Here is a 20294-nt window from a genome sequence, read left to right on the forward strand (position 1 = left end):
GTGCGGCTCACCCGCGGGTCCGGGCTGGGGCTGGGCGTCGCCCTGCTCTGGTTCAGCCTGCTGGTGCTGATCCCGCTGGCGGCGGTCGTCGCGACGGCCGCCGCCGGCGGGTGGGACGGGTTCTGGCGGGCGGTGACGAACGAGCAGACGGCCGCGGCGATCCGGCTCACGGTCGGGACGGCGCTGCTCGTCACCGTCGTGAACGTGGTGATGGGGACCCTGATCGCGTGGGTCCTGGTGCGCGACCGGTTCCCCGGGCAGCGGGCGCTCGAGGTGCTCATCGACGTCCCGTTCGCGCTGCCGACGATCGTGGCCGGGCTGGTGCTGCTGTCGCTGTACGGGCCGGACAGCCCGCTCGGCCTGGACGTCGCCAACACCCGGGCCGCGGTGTTCCTGGCCTTCTTGTTCGTGACGCTGCCGTTCGTGGTCCGGACGGTGCAGCCGGTGCTGGCCGACCTGGACCGGGAGGTCGAGGAGGCCGCGGCGTCGCTGGGCGCGTCGCGGCTCACGACGTTCCGCCGGATCATCCTGCCGGCGCTGGCCCCGGCCATCGCGGCCGGCGCGGCGCTCTCGTTCGCCCGCGGCGTCAGCGAGTACGGCTCGCTGGTGCTGCTGTCGGGCAACCTGCCGCTGCGGACGGAGGTGACGTCGGTGCGCATCCTCAGCAGCATCGAGAACGACAACCTCGCCAACGCGGCGGCGGTGGCGACGGTGCTGCTGGCGGTCTCGTTCGCGGTGATCGTCGCGCTCGACGTCATCCAGCGCCGGGTGGGACGCCGTGGGTAGGGGCCGCGGGCCCGGCCGGTGGGTCGCCCGCGCCGTCGTGACGGCGTACCTGGTGCTGCTGGTCGCGTGGCCGCTGTGGCTGGTCGCGCAGCACACCTTCGCCGACGGCCTCGACAGCCTGCGCGGCATCCTCGACGACCCGGACGTCGCGCACGCGCTGCGGCTCACCGTCGTCGTCGCGGTCGTCTCGGTCGTGCTGAACACGGTGTTCGGCGTCGGCATCTCGCTGCTCGTCGTGCGGTACGCGTTCCCCGGGAAGCGGCTGCTCAACGCGCTGCTGGACGTGCCGCTGTCGGTGTCGCCGATCGTGGTCGGGCTGGCGCTGGTGCTGGTGTACGGAGGGCGGTCCGGCTGGTTCGGGCCGGCGTTGGAGTCCGCCGGGCTGCAGGTGGTCTTCGCCACCCCGGGCATCGTGCTGGCGACGACGTTCGTGGCGTTGCCGCTGGTGATCCGCGAGGTGGTGCCCGTCCTCGAGGAGATCGGCACCGAGCAGGAGCAGGCGGCGCAGAGCCTCGGCGCGACGGCCGCGCAGACGTTCCGCCGCATCACGCTGCCGGCGATCCGCTGGGGCGTCACGTACGGCGTGGTGCTCAGCCTGGCGCGGTCGCTGGGCGAGTTCGGCGCCGTCAAGGTCGTCTCCGGCAACGTCCTCGGCGAGACCCGCACCGCCACGCTCGTCGTCGAGGAGAAGTACCTGAACTTCGACCAGGGCGGCGCCTACGCCACCGCGTTCCTGCTCGCGCTGGTCGCCGTCGCCTGCATCGTCGTCGTCTCGATCGTCCGGCCGAAGGAGGAACCCCGTTGAGCATCGAGATCACCGGCGTGACCAAGCGCTTCGGCGACTTCGTCGCGCTCGAGGACGTCTCCGTCAGCATCCCGTCCGGGCAGCTCACCGCGCTGCTCGGCCCGTCGGGCGGCGGCAAGTCGACGCTGCTGCGGATCATCGCCGGGCTGGAGTACGCCGACGCCGGCACCGTCGGCATCGAGGGCCTGGACGCCACCGCGCTGCCGGCCCGCAAGCGCGGCGTCGGCTTCGTCTTCCAGCACTACGCCGCGTTCAAGCACCTCACGGTGCGGCGCAACATCGCCTTCGGCCTGGAGATCCGCAAGCGGCCGAAGGACGAGATCCGCCACCGGGTGGACGAGCTGCTGGCGCTGGTGCACCTGGAGCAGTTCGCCGAGCGGCTGCCGGCCCAGCTGTCCGGCGGCCAGCGCCAGCGCATGGCGCTGGCCCGCGCGCTCGCCGTCGAGCCGAAGGTGCTGCTGCTGGACGAGCCGTTCGGCGCGCTGGACGCGAAGGTCCGCAAGGAGCTGCGCGAATGGCTGCGCCGGCTGCACGACGAGGTGCACGTCACCACCGTCTTCGTCACGCACGACCAGGAGGAGGCGCTGGAGGTGGCGGACGAGATCGTCGTGGTCAACGAGGGCCGGGTGGAGCAGATCGGCACGCCGGACCAGCTCTACGACGAGCCGGCCAACGACTTCGTCATGCGCTTCCTCGGGCCGGTGACGCAGCTGGGCGACCTGCTGGTCCGTCCGCACGACGTCGCGCTGGCGCCGGGCGCGGACGACCCGGACGCGGTCGCCGGACGGGTCGCGCGGGTGGTGCGCGTCGGGTTCGAGGTGCGGGTCGAGGTCAGCACCGGCGAGCAGGTCGTGCTGGCCACCCTGACCCGCACCGAGTTCCTGCGCCTGGGTGTCGGCGTCGGCGCGACGGTGTCCGTGCGGGTGGTGCCCGGCGCGCCCGTCGTCCCGGTGCGGGGTTCTGTCGTTCGATCGGGTCTGGAGGTTCCCGCGAGATGAGCATCGTGACAGTGGTCGGCAACCCGCGGCCGGGGTCGCGCACGCTGGGGGTGGCGACGGCGCTGTCGTCGGCGGTCGCCGCCCGTGCCGGTCTGCCGGACGGTCCGGTCTTCGACCTGGCCGGGTTCGGCGGGCAATGGCTGGGCGACCTCGCGTCCGACGGTGAGTCGGCGCTCGCCGCCGCCGCCGAGGCGTCGGTGCTGGTCGTGGCCACGCCGACGTACAAGGCCAGCTACACCGGGCTGCTCAAGGCGTTCCTCGACCGGCTGCCCGGTGGGGCGTTGCGCGGAACCGTCGCCGTGCCGGTGACGGTGGCCGCGGCGCCCACGCACCGGTTCGTCGCCGACCTGCAGCTGCGCCCCGTCCTCGCCGAGCTGGGCGCCACCCTGCCGGTGCCGTCGTTCGTGGTGGAGGAGCGGGAGCTGCCGGACCTGCTGGCGCTGGCCGAGCGCTGGGCCGCCGGCCACGGCGCCGTCCTCACCGCGACGGCGAGCGCGCTGGCCGCTGCCGAGGCGGCCTGACGGCGGTGAGTCCGAGGCCGGCGAGCGCGTCGGCGCCCGTGGCGTCGCCGGCCAGCAGCAGCGTCCGGGCCCGCTGGTACGGGCAGCCGGCCTCCTCGAACGCGGCGGCCGTGGCGAGCAGGCGGTCGCCGTTGTCGTCGAGCAGGGCGGACGCGCGCTCGACGATGGCGCCCGCGACGGGGTTGCCGTCGACGACCGGGCGGGCGGCCGCGAGCCGCTCGGCCGCGCCGGGCCGACCGCCCAGGACGGCGGCCTCGGCCGCCAGCGCGACGTGCCAATGCAGCAGGATCCCGGTGCGCCATGGCGCCGGCCCGCCGTCACCGTCGTCGAGCCCGTCCAGCGCCTCGTCGGCCCGTCCCTGGTGCAGCAGCGCGATGGCGTCCAGCGTGGGACTGTAGCCGGCGCGGTCCGCGGGGCCGACGCCCAGCTGGTCGAGGACCGCGAGCCAGTCGGCCCGGGCCGCGTCGTCGCCACGCAGGCCGTGGATCATCGCGACCGCCGCGGCGACCGGTCCGAAGCCGCGGGCCGGCGGGCGGCCGGCCCGGGTCCAGGAGTCGAGGAAGCGGCCGCTTCCGGCGACGACGTCCGTGGCGTAGCCCGCGAGCGCGTCGGCCACGATCAGCTGTGACGTGGCGAGGTGCCCGACCTCGGCCAGCGGCGGCAGGTCACGCAGCCGCCGCCCCCACCGTCGCGCGGCCGGCAGGTCGCCGACGCCGATGCCGGCCGCCGTGGCGACGAACAGGGCGTCGATCAGCTCGTCGGCGCTGTCCGGGGTGAGCGGCACGGTGTCGAGCCGGTCGACGCGGCGACGCGCGGTGGCCGCGGCGGCGAAGGTGTCGCCGGCCCGCCGCTGGGCCGCGGTCAGCGCCTGCAGCGCGGCGCACTCCGCCAGCGGGTCGTCGAGGCGGCCGGCCAGCTCGACGGCCTGCTCGGCGCGTGCGGTCAGCTCGGCCGCCGAGGTCGCGGACCCGGCCGGCCCGGCGGGACCGTCAGGGCCGGCGAAGAACGCGTAGCCGAGGGCGACGCAGTCGGCCAGCGCCACCGCCGCCCGGGCCGCGGGGTCGTCGCCGGCCAGCTCGCGCGCCCGGGCCAGCAGGCCGGCCGGTTCGTCGCGCGGCGGCGGCTCGGCGAACGTCCCGGCCTTGCGGATGTAGGTGGTGACCGCCGTCGCGAGGTCGTGGGCGGCGCCGGCGTGGTCGCCGGCCCGCAGGGAGACGTCGGCGGCGGCCTGCCAGAGGCGGTAGGCGTCGGCGCCGCGCATGCGGCACGCGGCGACGTTGGCGGCCCGCCGCAGCGCGTCGGCCGCCACCGGGCCCTCGGCGAGGGCGGCCGCCTGCTCGTAGCGCTGCTGGGACTCGCCGGCCAGGTTCCGGGTGAACGCCAGGCCCGCCAGCGCCAGGGCCAGCCGGTGGGCGTCGCCGCGGTGTCCGGGACGTCCGGCCGCCCAGCCGAGCGCGGCGCGCAGGTCGTCGGCCACCGCGTCGAACCCGGCCCGCCAGGCGCCGCCGGGCGATGGATCGTCGGACAGCTCGGCGGCCGTGGTCAGGCACCAGCGCAGCTGCCGGGTGCGGGTGGCGTCGTCGTCGCCGGACGCGGCGAGTTGCTCGGCGCCGTACTGGCGGATGGTCTCCGCGGCCCGGTACCGAGTGGCCCCGGCCGAGACCGTGACGCCGAGCAGGTGCTGGTCGGCGAGCCGGGCCAGCCCGTCGACGACCTCACCGGGCTCGAGCGGGGCGAACCCCGCGACCGTCTCGGCGGCCGCGGCGGTGAACGGCGCGACGAACACCGAGACCCGCCGCAGCAACGCGAGGTCGGGCCCGGCCAGCAGCGCCTGGCTCCAGTCCAGCACCGCCCGCACCGAACGGTGCCGGTCGTCGGCCCGGTAGCCGCCGACCAGCAGCCGCAGGTGGTCGGAGAGCCCCGCGACCAGCCCGTCGAAGCCCAGCGCGGGCAGGCGGGCGGCGGCCAGCTCGATGGCCAGCGCCACGCCGTCGAGCTTGCGGCACACGTCGGCGACCTGGTCCCGGTGTGCGGCGTCGACGGTCCAGCCCACGGCCGCGGCACGGTCGGCGAACAGGGCGACGGCGTCGGAGTCGCCGTCGAGGGACAGCGGCGGCACCGAGTAGACCCGTTCGAACGGCACCGAGAGCCGGGCCCGGCTGGTCGTCAGCACGTGCACCGACGGGCAGCGGGCCAGCAGCCGCTCGACGAACGGCGCCACGCCGTCAGGCAGGTGCTCGCAGTTGTCCAGCACCAGCAGGGCGCGCCGGTCGGCCAGGGCGGCCGTCACCGAGTCGTCGATGCCGCGGCCCTGCTGCTCGCCGACGCCGAGCGCGCCCGCCACGGCGGACCCGACCATGGCCGGGTCGGTGACCGGAACGAGGTCGGCGAACCACACGCCGTCGGCGAAGTCCGCGGCGAGGTCGGCGGCGACGGCCAGCGCCAGCCGGGTCTTGCCGACGCCGCCCGGCCCGACCGCCGTGACCAGGCGGTGCTCGCCAACCGCCGCGCGCAGCTCACGGCGTTCCCCGGCCCGGCCGATGAACGGGTTCAGCGGCGCCGGGAGCGCGGCCAGCGCCTGGGTGGTCCGCTCGGCGTGCGCCGCCTCGGCCGCGAGTGTGGCGAGCGCCCGGCGGTCGGGCGCCCCGAGCTTGCGCAGCAGCGATGACACGTGGGTCTCGACCGTGCGCACCGAGATGACCAGCTGCGCGGCGATCTCGGCGTTACTGCGGTGGTCGCCGACCAGCGCCAGGACCTCGGCCTCGCGCGCCGAGATGGCCGTGGTGGCCGCCTGCTTCGACACCTCGCCCAGTATTCCGTACGGGCTCCGTGACGAGACCCGTGCTCGGCACGGATGCGGGCGGGGCCGGCCCGGCGGGAGGCTGGTCCAGCAGGCCCGATCCACCGAGGAGGCAGCCGTGAGCCACGGCATCAAGACCATCATCGTCCCGGTCCGCGACCTGGGCCGGGCCCGGGCGCTCTACGGGACCGTCCTGGGCGTGCCGCCCTACGCCGACGAGCCCTACTACGTCGGCTTCCGGGTCGGCGACCAGGAGATCGGGCTGGACCCGAACGGCCACGGCCACGGCATGACCGGCCCCGTCGGCTACTGCCACGTGGCCGACGCCGCCGCGGCCCTGCGCCGGGCGGTCGAGGCCGGCTGGCGCGTCCGTCAGGACGTCAAGGACGTCGGCGCCGGGCAGCTGGCCGCCGTCGTCGAGGACCCCAGCGGCAACCTGCTCGGCTTCCTCCAGCGCTGACCACACCGAACCGAGAAGAGGAACCCTCATGACCACCATCGATCACGTCACCCTCGAGGTGGCCGACCCCGCGACCGCCGCCGGCTTCTACGCGTCCCTCGGCCTGGCCGAGCGGGTCCGGGTCCGGCCGGCCGACGCGCCGGCGACCGGCTTCAGCGGGTTCACGCTGTCGCTCGTCGCGTCGCAGCCGAGCACCGTCGACGCGCTCGTCGCCGCCGCCGTCGAGGCCGGCGCCACGGTGCTGAAACCCGCCTCGAAGTCGCTCTGGGGCTACGGCGGGGTCGTGGCGGCACCGGACGGCACCATCGTGACGTTCGCGTCGTCGTCGAAGAAGGACACCGGCCCGGCCACCCGGCAGGTCGACGACCTCGTGCTCCAGCTGGGCGTCGACGACGTCGCCGCGAGCAAGCGGTTCTACACGGACCGCGGCCTCACCGTCGCGAAGAGCTTCGGCCGCAAGTACGCCGAGTTCGACACCGGCGCCGTCACGCTCACCCTCAACCGGCGCAAGGACCTCGCCAAGGTCGCCGGCGTCGACCCGGACGGCTCCGGCGCGCACGGCGTCGTCATCGGCGGCGCCGACGGCGCGTTCACCGACCCCGACGGGTTCCGCTGGGAGACCGCCTAGTTCGCGGACTCGAGCAGCTCGGCGACGAGGAAGGCGAGCTCGAGCGACTGGGTGCGGTTGAGCCGCGGGTCGCAGACGGTCTCGTAGCGGCTGCCCAGGCCGTCCTCGGCGATGGGGTCGCCGCCGCCGACGCACTCGGTGACGTCGTCGCCGGTGAGCTCGACGTGGATGCCGCCGGGGTGGGTGCCGAGCGCACGGTGCACCTCGAAGAAGCCGCGCACCTCGTCGACGACGTCGTCGAAGCGGCGGGTCTTGTGGCCGCTGGCCGCCTCGTAGGTGTTGCCGTGCATCGGGTCGCAGATCCAGGACGCGACCAGGCCGTCGGCCGCCGCCTTCTGCACCAGCGCCGGCAGTGTCTCGCGGATCTTCCCGGCGCCCATGCGGGTGACGAACGTCAGGCGGCCCGGCTCGCGCTGCGGGTCGAGCTTCTCGGCCAGCGCCAGCAGCTGGTCGGGCGTCGTGGACGGGCCGACCTTGACGCCGATGGGGTTGCGGATGCGGGCCGCGAACTCCAGGTGCGCGCCGTCGAGCTGGCGGGTCCGCTCGCCGATCCACACGTAGTGGCCGGACACGTCGTACGGCGCGCCGGTGCGGGAGTCGACGCGGGTCAGCGCCAGCTCGTAGTCGAGCAGCAGCGCCTCGTGGCTGGAGTACAGCTCGACGGTGCGCAGCTGGTCGGTGTCGATCTCGATGGCGCGCATGAACTTCAGCGCCTGGTCGAGCCGCCGGGCCAGCCGCTCGTAGCGCTGCCCGGCCGGCGACGTGCGGACGAAGTCGGTGTTCCAGGCGTGCACCTGGTGGAGGTCGGCGAACCCGCCGCCGACGAACGCGCGGGTGAGGTTCAGCGTGGCCGACGACGCGTGGTAGGCGCGGACCATGCGGTGCGGGTCGGGCACCCGCGCGCCGGGCGTGAACTCGAAGTCGTTGACGATGTCGCCGCGGAAGGCGGGCAGCGTGACGCAGTCGCGGGTCTCGGTGGACTTCGACCGCGGCTTCGCGTACTGGCCGGCCAGCCGGGCGATCTTCACGACGGGGACGCTGGCGGCGTAGGTGAGCACGACGGCCATCTGCAGCAGCGTCTTGAGCTTGTTGCGCACGTTGTCGGCGCTGACCCCGGCGAAGGTCTCGGCGCAGTCGCCGCCCTGCAGGACGAACGCCTCGCCGCGGGAGACGGCGGCCAGCCGCTCGCGCAGCAGGTCGCACTCGCCGGCGAACACCAGCGGCGGCATGGCGCGCAGCTGCGCGACGGCGTCGTGGACGGCGGCGGGGTCGGGCCACTCGGGCTGCTGGCCGGCCGGCAACGCGCCGACCGCCTCGGTCAGCTCGGTGTACAACGCAAGGTCCTCCGGGGAGTTCACACCTGACAGGGTAGGCCGCCGCACTGTGAACCCGCCGTGAACGCCCACACCCCGGACAGCGCGGCCGGCGGTCTCAGGAACCGGCGATAAGGTGTCAGGCGATTCGTCCCCTCCGACAGAAGGTCACCTCACATGCCCGAGAGCACACCGGTGCGCAAGGTCGCGATGCTCACGGCCGGCGGCCTGGCGCCGTGCCTGTCGTCGGCCGTCGGCGGCCTGATCGAGCGGTACACCGAGATCGCGCCCGAGGTCGAGATCATCGCCTATCTCGACGGCTACGCGGGCCTGCTGACCGGCCGCTCCATCACCGTCACGCCCGAGATGCGGGCCACGGCGTCGCGGCTGCACCGGTTCGGCGGCTCACCCATCGGCAACAGCCGGGTCAAGCTGACGAACGTCGCCGACTGCGTGAAGCGCGGGCTGGTCCAGGAGGGCCAAGATCCCCTGCACGTGGCGGCCGAGCAGCTCACCCGCGACGGCGTCGACGTGCTGCACACCATCGGCGGCGACGACACCAACACCACGGCCGCCGACCTCGCGGCCTATCTCGCCACGAACGACTACGAGCTGACCGTCGTCGGGCTGCCGAAGACCGTCGACAACGACATCGTGCCGGTGCGGCAGAGCCTGGGCGCCTGGACGGCCGCCGAGCAGGGCTCGGTCTACGCCCGCAACATCATCGCCGAGCACTCCTCCAACCCGCGCATGCTCATCGTGCACGAGGTCATGGGCCGGCACTGCGGCTGGCTGACGGCCGCCACGGCGCGCGTCTACCGCAAGTGGCTGGCCGCGCAGGAGTGGGCGCCCGAGCTGGGCGTCGACCCCCGCCGCTGGGACGTCCACGCCGTGTACGTGCCCGAGCAGAAGCTCGACCTCGACGCCGAGGCCGGCCGGCTGCGCTCGCTGATGGACGAGCTGGGCTGCGTCAACATCTTCCTGTCCGAGGGCGCCGGCGTCGACGCCATCGTCGGTGAGCTCGAGGCGGCCGGCGAAGAGGTCCCGCGCGACCCGTTCGGCCACGTCAAGATCGACAAGATCAACCCCGGCGCCTGGTTCGCGAAGCAGTTCGCCGCCCGCGTCGGCGCCGAGAAGGTCATGGTGCAGAAGAGCGGCTACTTCAGCCGCTCCGCCGCCGCCAACGCCGACGACCTGCGCCTCATCAAGAGCTGCACCGACCTCGCCGTCGAGTGCGCACTGCGGCACGAGGGCGGGCTGATCGGCCACGACGAGGAGCGCGGCGGCCGGCTGCGCGCCATCGAGTTCGACCGCATCAAGGGCGGCAAGGAGTTCGATCCGTCCACGCCCTGGTTCGCCGACCTGATCGGGGCGATCGGGCAGCCGGCCTGACTTCCGCCACGACGACCACAGCCGGAGCCGAGGCCCGTCCTCGGTTCCGGCCGGACGTCGAGGGCCTGCGCGCCGTCGCGGTGCTGCTGGTGCTCGCCTACCACGCGGGCCTGCCGCTGGTCAGCGGCGGGTTCGTCGGCGTGGACGTGTTCTTCGTCATCTCCGGATTCCTCATCACCGGGCTGATCCTGCGCGAGGTCGAGTCGACCGGCCGGCTGCGGCTGGGCCGGTTCTACGCCCGCCGGATCCGCCGGCTGCTCCCGGCGACGGCGGTCGTGCTGGCCGCGACCGCGGCGCTGACGATGCTGCTGCTGCCGCCGCTGCGCTGGCCGTCGGTGGCCGGCGACATCGCGGCGTCGGCGACGTACGTCGTCAACTGGCGCCTCGCCGCCGACTCGGTCGACTACCTGGCCGCGGGCGACGCGCCCAGCCCCGTGCAGCACTTCTGGTCGCTGGCCGTCGAGGAGCAATTCTACCTGCTCTGGCCGGTGCTGATCCTCGCGCTGGTGTGGTGGCGGCGGCGCCGCCGCGGCGGGTCGGTGCGACGGACGCTGCTGGCCGGGCTCGCGGTGGTCGCGGTGCCGTCGTTCGCGTGGTCGGTGCACCTGACGGCGGCGTCGCCCGGCGCGGCGTACTTCGTGTCGACGACACGGGCGTGGGAGCTGGCCGCCGGCGCGGCGGTGGCGATCGGCGCGCGGCGGCTGGAGCGGCTGCCGGTGTGGCTGGCCGGCGCGCTGGCGGGCGGCGGTCTGGCGGCCGTCGGCTGGGCGGCGCTGAGCTACGACGCGGCGACGGCGTTCCCGGGCGCGGCGGCGCTGGTTCCGGTGCTCGGGACGGCCGCGGTGATCGCGGCGGGTGTGGCGACGCCGTCCGGGACGGTGCCGGGGCGGCTGCTCGGGAGCGCACCGTTGCGCGTGTTCGCTGGCGGGCTGGCGTCCACGCTGCCTACCCGTCTGCTCGGGAGCGCACCGTTGCGGTGGGTGGGTGGGCTGTCGTACTCGCTGTACCTGTGGCACTGGCCGTTGCTGCTGGCCGCCAGCGCGCTGTGGGGCGCGCTGTCGCCGTCGCAGGGGACGCTGGTGGTGCTGGCCGCGTTCGGGCCGGCCTGGCTGACGCACCGGCTGGTCGAGGCGCCGATCCACCACGCCCGCGCGCTCGCCGTCCGGCCGCACCGGGCGTTCGCCGTCGGGGTGGCGGCGACGGCGACGGCGCTGCTGGCCGCGCTGGTCACCGTCAAGGCGGTGCCGGAGTACGCGACCGCCGACGAGGCGCCCGGCGCCGCCGTCCTCGCCCCCGACCCGGCCGGCGACCCTGACGGCGAGCCCGTCGACCAGGTGCCGGCGATGACCCCGGACCCGATCGACGTCCCCGAGGACAACCCGGACATCTACCCCGACGGCTGCCAGCAAAACGCCGAGGACGCCGACCTCGCCAGCTGCGCGTACGGCGACCTCGACGCCGGGCGCGTCATCGCGCTGGCCGGCGACTCGCACGCGGCGCAGTGGCAGCCCGCGCTGGACGTGCTGGGCGAGCGGTACGGCTGGCGGATCGAGACGTACACGAAGTCGTCCTGCGGGTTCTTCTCGGTGGAGGTCACGACGGCGGCCGGTGCGCCGTACACGTCCTGCCGCGACTGGAACGAGGCGCTGCTGGACCGCCTGACCGGGCCGGACAAGCCGGAGCTGGTGGTGACGTCGGGCAGCAACTCCTACCGGGTGTGGGAGGACGGCCGCGAGCTGGGCGACGACGCCAGCGCCGACCGGCTGGCCGACGGCCTGCGCGAGAGCTGGCAGGCGGTGCGCGACGCCGGGGTCGAGCTGGTCGTGCTGGAGAACACGCCCTGGCTCGACCAGGACCCGGCCGAGTGCGTCAGCGCGAAGCCGGACCGCCTCACCGAGTGCGCCCAGCCGCGCGCCGACGCCGTCGAGAAGGCCGGCGACGAGCAGCGGGTGGCGGCCGGCGAGCTGGGCGACGTCGACGTCGTGGACCTCAACCGGGCCATCTGCCCGACCGACGAGTGCCCCGCGGTCATCGGCAACGTCGTCGTCTGGCGCGACGACCACCACCTCACCGCGACGTACGCGCGCAGCCTCGCCTCGCACCTGGAGACCCAGCTGCGCCCGTACCTCGCCGCGGCCCGGCGGTCAGCCGCCTAGGGGGTGCGTGACGGATATTGGTGGATGCGGGCGGCGTCCAGGGGCCGGTCCAGCAAGGCGGAGGAGAAGGTCGATGCGGAGCCATCGGCCGACGACGACAACGCCGCTGGTCGGTTCCTGGGCGTCGATCCGCGCCGCCGAAGATCCGTCAGGTACCCCCTAAGAAGGCCTCGAGCAGCGGGCCGGCGGTGCGGGAGCCGGACTCGCCGTCCTCGACGAACGCGGCGACGGCGAGGTCGCCCTGGGTCGCGATCATCCAGGCGTGCAGCCGGATCTCGCCGTCGGCCTCGTACTCGGCGGTGCCGGTCTTCGCGCCTACGGGGCCGGGGACGTCGCCGAGGAACGCGCCGCTGCCGTCCTCGACCACGGCGCGCATGAGGTCCTGCAGGACGGCCGCCTCGTCGGCCGTCAGCGTGCTCTCGGGCGCCGCGGCGGGCGGGTCGACCAGCGTCGGCGCCACGGTGTGCCCGGCGGCCACCGACGCGGCCACCGTCGCCATGGCCAGCGGCGACGCCAGTACCTCGCCCTGGCCGATCATCGACGCGGCGTGCGCGGTGCCGTCGGCCTCGGCCGGGACGGCGCCGAGGAAGACCGGCGCGCCGGCCTGGTACTCGGCGCCGAGCCCCAGCGACGCCGCGGCCTGCGCCAGCGCGGCCTGGTCGGCGACGCCGTTCTGGCTGATGAACGCGGTGTTGCAGGAGTTCGCGACGGCCTGGCGCAGGGTGATGTCGCCGATGGCGCCGGACGGGTAGTCGTCGTAGTTCTCGAACGCGCGGCCGTCGACGGTGACCGTCGGCGTGCACGGCACGGTGGACTCGGCGGTCAGCCCGGCGCGCAGCAGCGCCAGCGACGTCACCACCTTGAACGTCGAGCCCGGCGCGTACTGCCCGAGCGTCGCCGTCGAGTAGCCCTCGCCGCCGGGCCCGCTGGCGGCGGCCAGGACGGCGCCGGTGGACGGCTGGACCGCGACGATGGCGCTGGCCGGGCCGACGTCGGCGAGGATGGTCTCGGCGCGGGTCTGCAGATCGATGTCGAGCGTTGTCGCGAGCGGGGTGCCGGCCACCGGCTCGCGCTCGAACAGCACCTCCGGCTCGGCCGGCGCGGGCGCGTCCGCGGGCGCGTCCGAGGCCGGCGACGCGGTGGCCGTGGGGTCCTCGGCCGGCGCGGGCGGCACCAGCTCGACGGCCAGCCCGGGCGTGCCGCCGAGCTGCTCGTCGTACTGCGCCTGCAGCCCGGACAGCCCGACGACGTCGCCGGCGACGATGCGCCCGCCGGACTCCTCGACCAACTCGGCCGTGGCGTCGCCGACGGTGCCGAGGATGGGCCGGGCGAAGTCGCGGGTCGGGGCCAGCGCGAGCGTGTCGTCGATGGCGACGGCGCCCTCGATGGCCGCGATCTGGTCCAGCAGCGGCGCGGCGTCGCCCTCGCGCAGCGTGATGGCGTCGACGAAGGCCCGCTCCCCCGCGTTCTGCACGCGCTCGGCGAACCCGGCCGCGTCGACACCCACCAGCTCGGCCAGCGACGCCGCCGACTCGGGCGCCAGCGCGGCGTCGACCCGGGTCTTGTCGATGCCGATGCGGTACACCGGCCGCTCGGTGACGACGACCGCGCCGCCCGCGCCCAGGATGTCCGCGCGCGGCGCCTGCGTGCGCGAGAGGTCGAGGGTGGCGCCGTCGGTGAGCTGCGGGTGCAGGACCGCGGGCGACCAGTCGACCGTCCACCCGGCCTCGGTGTCGTCGGCGACCCGCAGTGTGGCCGTCGTCTGGTAGGTCCAGTCGGGGGTGTCCGGTGTCGCACTGGCCGTCGGGGTGGCCGCTGGTGTCTCGGTGCCCGTGGTGACCGGCGGCGCCGCGGAGCCGTCGAGGTCCCAGCCGACGTCGAGGGTGACCTCGCGGGTGTTCTCGTCGTCGGTCCGGGCGAGGTCGGCGACCGTGACGGTGCGGGTGGCCTCGCCCATGCCCGCGACCATGGCCTCGACGGCGGCGTTCGCGTCCTCGGCGCCGGTGTCGCCGAGCGGGACGCCGCCGAAGTCGCCGGACGCGACCGCCTCGGCCAATTGCTCGGCCACCGGCGTGGCGTCGGGTCGGTCGTCGCCGCTGCACCCCGCCGCCGTCGCCACCAGCACGCCCCCGGCCATCGCCGCGAGGGCCCTGTTCTTCCCGATCATCGCTCCCCGTTCCGCCCGTCGTCCCGCATACCCTAGTCCCAATGCACTCAGCCCAGCCGCCGCACCACCAGCCGGGCCACGTCGGCCAGGGCGGCGTCGACGCGCGGGGCGTCGCGCTCGTCGCGGCGGCTCATGGCAACGATGACGATCGGCTGGCCGGCCGGGTTCCATGCCACCCCGGCGTCGTTGTTCGTGCCGTAGTCGCCGGCGCCGGTCTTGTCGGCCAGCCGCCAGCCGTCCGGCAGCGCGTCGCGGAAGCGCGGGCCGGACGTCGTGTTCGCCAGCATCCAGTCGCGCAGCCGCCGCCGGTCCCGCGGCCGCAGCAGGTCGCCGACGAGCAGGCCGGCGAGCGTGCGGGCCAGCGCCGCGGGCGTCGACGTGTCGCGGACGTCGCCCGGCTCGGCCGAGTTCAGCTCGATCTCCCAGCGGTCCAGCCGGGTCGCGTCGTCGCCGATCGACCGGGCGAACGCGGTCAGCCCGCGCGGGCCGCCGAGCTCGCGCAGCAGCAGGTTCCCGGCGGCGTTGTCGCTGAACCGGATCGCGGCGTCGCACAGTTCCGCGACGGTCATGCCGGTGTCGACGTGCTCGGCGGTGATGGCCGAGTTCAGCACGATGTCGGCCGGCGGGTACCAGACGCGGTGCTCCAGCCGCGACTCGTCGAGGTCGCGCAGGACGGCGGCCGCGGCGATCGACTTGAACACCGACAGGATCGGGAACCGGTCGCCGGACCGGTGCGCGAGCCGGGCGCCGGTCGCGAGGTTCGTCGCGCTGACGCCGAGCGTGACGTCGTGGGCGCGCTCCAGCTCGCGGACCGCCGGGTCCGGGCCGGGGCTCGCCGCGCCGGCGCCGCCGCCGGCGAGCAGGCCGGCCGACGCGGCCAGCGGGACGGCCAGGCCGGCCCGCAGAACGGTGCGGCGGCTGAGCGGACGGGTCATCGGGGTTCCTCCTCGAGGCGGTGCGGCCAACGCCGTCACCGTCGCAAGGCGGCCGCAGCGATGTCCAAGACGCAACCGCCACCGATCCATGCCGAATGGGTATGGTGGCTGCCCGTGGACCTGTTGCGGCACCTGGAGGCGTTCGTCGCGGTGGCCGAGGCCCGCAGTTTCACCCGCGGCGCCGACCTCTGCGGCGCCCCGCAGCCGGTGGTCAGCCGGCGGGTCGCGGCACTGGAGCGCGACCTCGGCGCCACACTGCTGCACCGCTCGTCCCGGCAGGTCGAGCTGACCGACGCCGGCCGCACGCTGCTCCCCCACGCCGCCGACCTCGTCGCCCGGGCCGGGCACTTCCGCGAGCTGGCCGCCGCGGCCCGCGCCGCCGGCCTGAGCGCCGGCATCCCGGCCGGGCCCGACCCGCGTGCACTGGTGGCCGCCCGCCGCCTGGCCGCCGCGGCCGGTGTCACGCTGAGCTTCGCCGAGCAGCCCGCCGCGGAGCGGGCCGCGCTCGTCCGCCGCGGCCGGCTCGACGTCGCGCTGCTGCCCTGCCCGCCGGACGAGGAGGAGATCGGCGCAGAGCTCGGCGCGGGCACCGCGACCGAAGACCTGCGCGGGCGGCGGCTGCACCTGGACCAGCTGCGCCGTTCCGCCGGCGACGACGGCCGGCCGCGCGCGCTGCACCTGTCCGCCGAGGACGACGTGCCGTGGGTGCGCGACCCGGTGCGCCGCGCCGGCCGGCTGGCCGGGCTGCTGGACGGCCAGCTGCGCGTCGGCACCCCCGACACCGAGGCGCTGACCTGCGCGCTCGAGTACGGCGACGCCGTCCTGTGCACGCCCGCGTGGGCCGCGGCGCACCGGCTGCGCTGGCGTCCGCTCGGCGACGTCGCGGTGCGCCGCGCGTACGCCGTCGCCGGCCGGGCGCGGGTGCCGCGCGAGCTGGCCGGCGCCGTCCTGCCGGCGCTGGCGCGCGCTGCCGGGCTGGTCAACGACCCGGAGGAGCGGCGGTGACGACGACCGACGCGTTCGGGTTCTCCGGCGAGGCGGTGCGCACGGCGCACGACATCCGCGCCGACTGGGCCGCCACCGGGCTGCGCGGCGCCCTGTACGCCCGCAACGTCGACACCGGCGAGGATCTCGGCTTCGACGTGCACGCGCCGTACGCGCTGGCGTCGGTGAGCAAGCTGCCACTGGCGCTGGTCGTGCTCGACCTCATCGCGGCCGGCTCGCTGGACGCGTCGACGCCGGTCGATCTCGTCCCCGGCCGGATGACCGCCGGCCCGACCGGCGCGGCGCTGTTCCGGCACCCGAGCCGCATCGCGCTGGAGGACCTGCTGCTGCTCATGCTGTCGGTGAGCGACAACGCCGCCGCCGACGCCGTCTTCGCGCTGGTGCCGCCGGAGCGGGTCACGGCGACGCTGCAGGGCTGGGGGTGCGACGGCATCGTCGTGCGGCACCCGATGCGGCGGCTGTACGAGGCCGCGGCGGCGGTCGCGCCGGACGATCCCGTGCTGGCGCTGGAGCTGGCGGTGCGCGCGACCACCGACGGCGGCGGGCACGTGCTACCGACGCTGGACGTCGCGGCGGCCACGAGCGGGACGGCGGCCGGGCTGGTGGCGCTGGTCGAGCGCGTCTGGACCGACGACGTCAGCGTCCCGGCGGCGACGGCGCGGCTGCGCGAGCTGCTGGGCCACCAGGTGCGCCAGCGGATGGGCGCCGAGCTGGCCGCCGACGCCGTCACCGTCAGCAGCAAGACCGGCACGTTCCTCAACCTGCGGCACGAGGCCGGCATGATCACCACGTCGACCGGCGACCGCATCGCCGTCGCCGCCCTCACCGCCTCGACGGTCGCCGCCCGGTCCCAGCCCGAGGCCGACCGCGCGATCGGCCGGGCCGCCCGCGCCGCCCTCGACGTGCTGCGGGTCTAGCGGTCGCCTTCGATCGAGAAGAGGTTGCCGTCGGGGTCCTTGAACCAGGCGACCTTGCCGCCGCCGGCGCGGGCCGAGATGCCCTTCTCGTCCGTCCCGTAGTCGAAGCCGCTCTCGAGCACGCCCTCGTACTGCTCGAACGTCACGCCGTTCGCGGTCAGCTCGTCGACCGTCCGTTCGACGTCGTCGACGTACCAGGCGACCAGGGTCGCGGTCGAGCTGCCGGCGTGGTCCGGTGACGGGTAGACGACCAGCGACTCGTGACCGCCCGACGCGTAGACCTTGCTGCCGTCGGCGTCCGTTCGCGTCGCGGAGAGACCGAGCCGTCCCTCGTAGAACTCCGTCGCCCGGGTCATGTCGGTGACCGCGACCTGCGCGGTCAGGCGGAAGCTGCTCAAGCCCATGGGGTCCTCCCTCGACGAGGCGATCCGCCGATTCTCCTCCCGGCTCACTACCCCGGACGCACCACCACCAGCCCGCCGCAGCCGCAGCGGGCGTAGCCGACGAACCCGTCGCCGGTGCGGTGCCAGGACGTCACGCGGTCCGGCTGGACGGCGGCGCCGCACCGGCCGCACGCGCGGACCACCTCCAGTGCTCTTCCCTTCATGAGCCAAGGGTGCTGTCATGGCATTGTGCATTTCAACCATTACAGCGACGAGGGCGCGCTGCTCGCCGCCGCGGTGGTGAACGCCCGCTTCGACTCCCCCGCCGACGTCGCCGCGCTGGCGGCCGAGCACGACCTGCTGCTGGAGCGCTCTCCCACCAAGGAGGACGTGACCGGGCTGCGACGCTGGCGAACGGCGCTCGCCGGCGTCGTCGACGCGCAGACGCCCGGGGAGCGCATCGAGGCGCTCAACCGGCTGCTCGCCCGCGGCACCGCGCACCCGCGCATCAGCCTGCACAACGGGCCGCCGCACGTGCACTTCCGCCCCGACGACGTGCCGCCGGAGCGGCAGTTCGCGGCGATCACGGCGTTCGGGCTGGCGTGGTTCCTCACCCAGCGCGGGCTGCACCGGCTGGGCCGCTGCGCCGCCCCCGACTGCACCGTCGCCTACGCCGACGTCACCCGCAACGGGCGGCAGCGCTACTGCTCGTCCCGCTGCGCCAACCGCCAGGCCGTCCGCCGGCACCGCCTCCACCGCGCCCCCTTGCAATGAGCACCCAGACGCATCGATGCGCAGGGGTGCTCATTGCAAGGGCAGGGCGACGCGGTCCAGCGGGGCGACGCGGCCCAGCGGGGCGACGCCGTCCAGCAGGGCGACGCGGTCAGCGAGCTAGCTGGTCCGGCCGCAGGTTCAGCCGCCGCAGCAGCTGGGCGTTGGCCGCGACGATGACCGTCGAGGCGGTCATGGCGACGGCGGCGGCCGCGGGCGGGAGCACGAACCCGATCGGCGCGAGCACGCCGGCCGCGAGCGGCACGGACAGCAGGTTGTACCCCGTCGCCCACACCAGGTTCTGCACCATCTTCCGGTAGCTGGCCGTCGACAGCCGGCGGGCCGAGACGACGCCGCGGGGGTCGTCGGAGGCCAGGACGACACCGGCGGACTCGACCGCGACGTCCGTTCCGGCGCCGATCGCCACGCCGACGTCGGCGCGGGCCAGCGCGGGCGCGTCGTTGACGCCGTCGCCGACCATGGCGACCGACAGGCCGCGCTGCTGCAGCGACGTGACCGCGGCGTCCTTGTCCTCCGGCAGCACCTCGGCGAACACCTCGTCGATGCCGACCTTGGCCGCCACCGACTCCGCCACGTTGCGGGCGTCGCCGGTGATCATCACCGTGTGCACGTTCTCAGAGCGCAGCAGCGCCACCGCCTCGCGCGACTCGGGCCGGATCTCGTCGGCCAGCGCCAGCGCGCCCAGCACCTCGCCGTCGCGGACGACGTGGAGGACGGTCGAGCCGGCGCCGGCCCACTCGCCGACCTGCGGCTCGATCGACGACGGCACGGACAGCTCCAGGTCGCGCAGCAGGCCGGGCCCGCCGACCGAGACCTGCGCGCCGCCGACGACCGCGCGGACGCCCTTGCCGGTCAGCGAGCGGAACTCGGTCGCCGCCGGGATGTCGCCGCGCTGCGTCGCCGCCGCCACGACGGCCGTGGCCAGCGGGTGCTCGGAGTCGCGCTCGGCCGCGGCGGCCAACGCCAGCAGCTCGTCCTCGGACACGGGACCGGCGGCCGCGACGCCGGAGACCGCCGGGCGGCCCATCGTCAGCGTGCCGGTCTTGTCGAACAGGACGGCGTCGACCTGGCGCATGCGCTCCAGCGCCAGCCGGTCCTTGACGAGGATGCCGGCCCGGGCGGACATCGCCGTGGAGATCGCGATCACCAGCGGGATGGCCAGCCCGAGAGCGTGGGGGCAGGCGATGACCAGCACCGTCACGGTGCGTTCGACCGCGTCCGACGCCTCGCCCAGCAGCGCCCACACGACGAACGTCAGGGCGCCGACACCGAGAGCGAACCAGAACAGCCACGCGGCGGCGCGGTCGGCCAGGACCTGCGCCCGCGAGCTGGACGCCTGCGCGTCGGCCACCAGTCGCTGGATGCCGGCCAGCGCGGTGTCGTCGCCGACGGCGTCGACCTCGATGCGGATGGCGGTGTCGGTGGCGACGGTGCCGGCGACGACGCGGTCGCCCGGCCCGCGGCTGACGGTCTTGGACTCGCCGGTGACGGTGGACTCGTCGACCTCCGCGGTGCCCTCGGCGACGACACCGTCGGCGGGCACCCGGCCGCCGGAGCGGACCAGGACGACGTCGCCGACGGCCAGCTGGGCCAGCGGCACCTCCGTCACCGCGCCGTCGGGGCCGACCCGCTCGGCGGTGTCGGGCAGCAGCTCGGCCAGCGCCTGCAGCGCACCCGACGCCTGCCCGAGCGCGCGCATCTCCAGCCAGTGGCCGAGCAGCATGACGACGATCAGGAGCGCCAGCTCCCACCAGAAGTCGAGGTCGAGGCTGCCGATCTCGAGCGTGGTCAGCCCGCTCGCGACGAACGCGACGGTGATGGCCAGCGAGATCAGTGTCATCATGCCGGGCAGCCGGTCGGCGAGTTCGGCCTTGGCGCCGGCGAGGAACGGCCAGCCGCCGTAGAAGAACAGGAACGTACCGAGGACCGGCGGGATCCACGTCGACCAGCCGGGCACCTCGTACCCGATCAGGTCGGCGAACATCTCACTGAACCCGACGACCGGAACGGCCAGGACCAGGCTCACCCAGAACTTGTCCCGGAACATGCTGCCGTCGCCGTGCCCGGCGTGCTTGTCGTGTCCGGAGTGCGCGGAGTGCCCACCGGCGTGGCCCGCGGGCGCACCCGCGTGACCGGCGTGGTCGTGAGCACCGCGATGCTCCGTCGCGGCGACGTGCTCGTGCTGTTCCATGGTCATTTCACCTCTCGTTGCCTCAGACCATGGAACCAACATACC

At 75.1% G+C, this 20294-nt stretch carries 18 protein-coding genes; 11 read left to right on the forward strand and 7 right to left on the reverse strand.

The features are described from left to right. From cysT to BLU82_RS16725, 4 genes are read left to right on the forward strand one after another with little or no spacing between them, the layout of a single operon-like run. Complete coding sequence (gene cysT / locus BLU82_RS16710; protein ID WP_231947805.1) at nt 1-786, forward strand: sulfate ABC transporter permease subunit CysT; 786 nt, start codon at nt 1-3, stop codon at nt 784-786. Next, complete coding sequence (locus BLU82_RS16715) at nt 779-1591, forward strand: sulfate ABC transporter permease (RefSeq protein WP_092622295.1); 813 nt, start codon at nt 779-781, stop codon at nt 1589-1591. The genes cysT and BLU82_RS16715 overlap by 8 nt, the downstream gene beginning before the upstream one ends. Next, nucleotides 1588-2589, forward strand: a complete 1002-nt coding sequence (locus BLU82_RS16720) for a sulfate/molybdate ABC transporter ATP-binding protein (RefSeq protein ID WP_092622296.1) — start codon at nt 1588-1590, stop codon at nt 2587-2589. The genes BLU82_RS16715 and BLU82_RS16720 overlap by 4 nt, the downstream gene beginning before the upstream one ends. After that, entirely contained in the window at nt 2586-3110 is a 525-nt protein-coding gene (locus BLU82_RS16725) for an NAD(P)H-dependent oxidoreductase (protein WP_092622297.1), read from the forward strand. Before BLU82_RS16720 ends, BLU82_RS16725 begins: the two co-directional genes overlap by 4 nt. Here BLU82_RS16725 and BLU82_RS16730 read toward each other — a convergent pair. Continuing rightward, nucleotides 3067-5913: a LuxR C-terminal-related transcriptional regulator gene (locus BLU82_RS16730; protein WP_231947806.1), complete on the reverse strand. Its 2847-nt coding sequence runs from the start codon at nt 5911-5913 to the stop codon at nt 3067-3069. The genes BLU82_RS16725 and BLU82_RS16730 overlap by 44 nt on opposite strands. Before the next feature lie 115 nt (nt 5914-6028). On the opposite strand from BLU82_RS16730, the gene BLU82_RS16735 reads away from it, so the two are divergent. Both BLU82_RS16735 and BLU82_RS16740 read left to right on the forward strand, forming a co-directional pair. Next, nucleotides 6029-6370: a VOC family protein gene (locus BLU82_RS16735; RefSeq protein WP_092625925.1), complete on the forward strand. Its 342-nt coding sequence runs from the start codon at nt 6029-6031 to the stop codon at nt 6368-6370. Between the two features lie 28 nt (nt 6371-6398). Next, nucleotides 6399-6998, forward strand: coding sequence for a glyoxalase (locus BLU82_RS16740; RefSeq protein ID WP_092622299.1), 600 nt, complete (start codon nt 6399-6401; stop codon nt 6996-6998). Here BLU82_RS16740 and BLU82_RS16745 read toward each other — a convergent pair. Beyond that, complete coding sequence (locus BLU82_RS16745) at nt 6995-8356, reverse strand: class II 3-deoxy-7-phosphoheptulonate synthase (protein WP_197682994.1); 1362 nt, start codon at nt 8354-8356, stop codon at nt 6995-6997. The genes BLU82_RS16740 and BLU82_RS16745 overlap by 4 nt on opposite strands. Nucleotides 8357-8488: 132 nt before the next feature. Between BLU82_RS16745 and BLU82_RS16750 the strand changes: the two genes are divergently transcribed. Beyond that, nucleotides 8489-9703, forward strand: a complete 1215-nt coding sequence (locus BLU82_RS16750; protein ID WP_092625927.1) for a pyrophosphate--fructose-6-phosphate 1-phosphotransferase — start codon at nt 8489-8491, stop codon at nt 9701-9703. 65 nt (nt 9704-9768) lie between these two features. After that, the gene (locus tag BLU82_RS16755; protein ID WP_370246322.1) at nt 9769-11859 is read left to right on the forward strand and encodes an acyltransferase family protein; all 2091 of its coding nucleotides are present in this window, start codon (nt 9769-9771) and stop codon (nt 11857-11859) included. Between the two features lie 148 nt (nt 11860-12007). On the opposite strand, the gene BLU82_RS16760 is transcribed toward BLU82_RS16755, so the two are convergent. After that, nucleotides 12008-14026 carry a penicillin-binding transpeptidase domain-containing protein gene (locus BLU82_RS16760; protein WP_197682996.1) on the reverse strand — a complete coding sequence of 673 codons (2019 nt, stop codon included), beginning with the start codon at nt 14024-14026 and terminating at the stop codon, nt 12008-12010. Nucleotides 14027-14073: 47 nt separating this feature from the next. Further along, nucleotides 14074-14961, reverse strand: a complete 888-nt coding sequence (gene bla, locus BLU82_RS16765) for a class A beta-lactamase (protein WP_092622301.1) — start codon at nt 14959-14961, stop codon at nt 14074-14076. Between the two features lie 114 nt (nt 14962-15075). On the opposite strand from bla, the gene BLU82_RS16770 reads away from it, so the two are divergent. Together BLU82_RS16770 and BLU82_RS16775 are read left to right on the forward strand one after the other, a co-directional pair. Continuing rightward, a complete protein-coding gene (locus BLU82_RS16770) occupies nt 15076-15966 on the forward strand; it encodes a LysR family transcriptional regulator (protein ID WP_157741060.1) in 891 nt (296 codons plus the stop codon). Then, a complete protein-coding gene (locus BLU82_RS16775) occupies nt 15963-16883 on the forward strand; it encodes a serine hydrolase (protein WP_157741062.1) in 921 nt (306 codons plus the stop codon). The genes BLU82_RS16770 and BLU82_RS16775 overlap by 4 nt, the downstream gene beginning before the upstream one ends. On the opposite strand, the gene BLU82_RS16780 is transcribed toward BLU82_RS16775, so the two are convergent. Together BLU82_RS16780 and BLU82_RS34220 are read right to left on the reverse strand one after the other, a co-directional pair. Beyond that, nucleotides 16880-17287: a VOC family protein gene (locus tag BLU82_RS16780; RefSeq protein ID WP_092622303.1), complete on the reverse strand. Its 408-nt coding sequence runs from the start codon at nt 17285-17287 to the stop codon at nt 16880-16882. The two genes, BLU82_RS16775 and BLU82_RS16780, sit on opposite strands and share 4 nt — an antisense overlap. Before the next feature lie 47 nt (nt 17288-17334). After that, entirely contained in the window at nt 17335-17490 is a 156-nt protein-coding gene (locus tag BLU82_RS34220) for a hypothetical protein (protein WP_157741064.1), read from the reverse strand. A 25-nt stretch (nt 17491-17515) separates the two neighbouring features. Between BLU82_RS34220 and BLU82_RS16785 the strand changes: the two genes are divergently transcribed. Then, on the forward strand, nt 17516-18040 hold the full coding sequence (locus tag BLU82_RS16785) for a CGNR zinc finger domain-containing protein (protein ID WP_172885628.1): 525 nt from the start codon (nt 17516-17518) through the stop codon (nt 18038-18040). A 109-nt stretch (nt 18041-18149) separates the two neighbouring features. Here BLU82_RS16785 and BLU82_RS16790 read toward each other — a convergent pair whose 3' ends face one another. Beyond that, on the reverse strand, nt 18150-20255 hold the full coding sequence (locus BLU82_RS16790) for a heavy metal translocating P-type ATPase (protein ID WP_172885629.1): 2106 nt from the start codon (nt 20253-20255) through the stop codon (nt 18150-18152). Nucleotides 20256-20294: the final 39 nt, after the last annotated feature.

Origin of the sequence: Jiangella sp. DSM 45060 (assembly GCF_900105175.1) — a bacterium.
In the GTDB taxonomy this organism is placed as follows: domain Bacteria; phylum Actinomycetota; class Actinomycetes; order Jiangellales; family Jiangellaceae; genus Jiangella.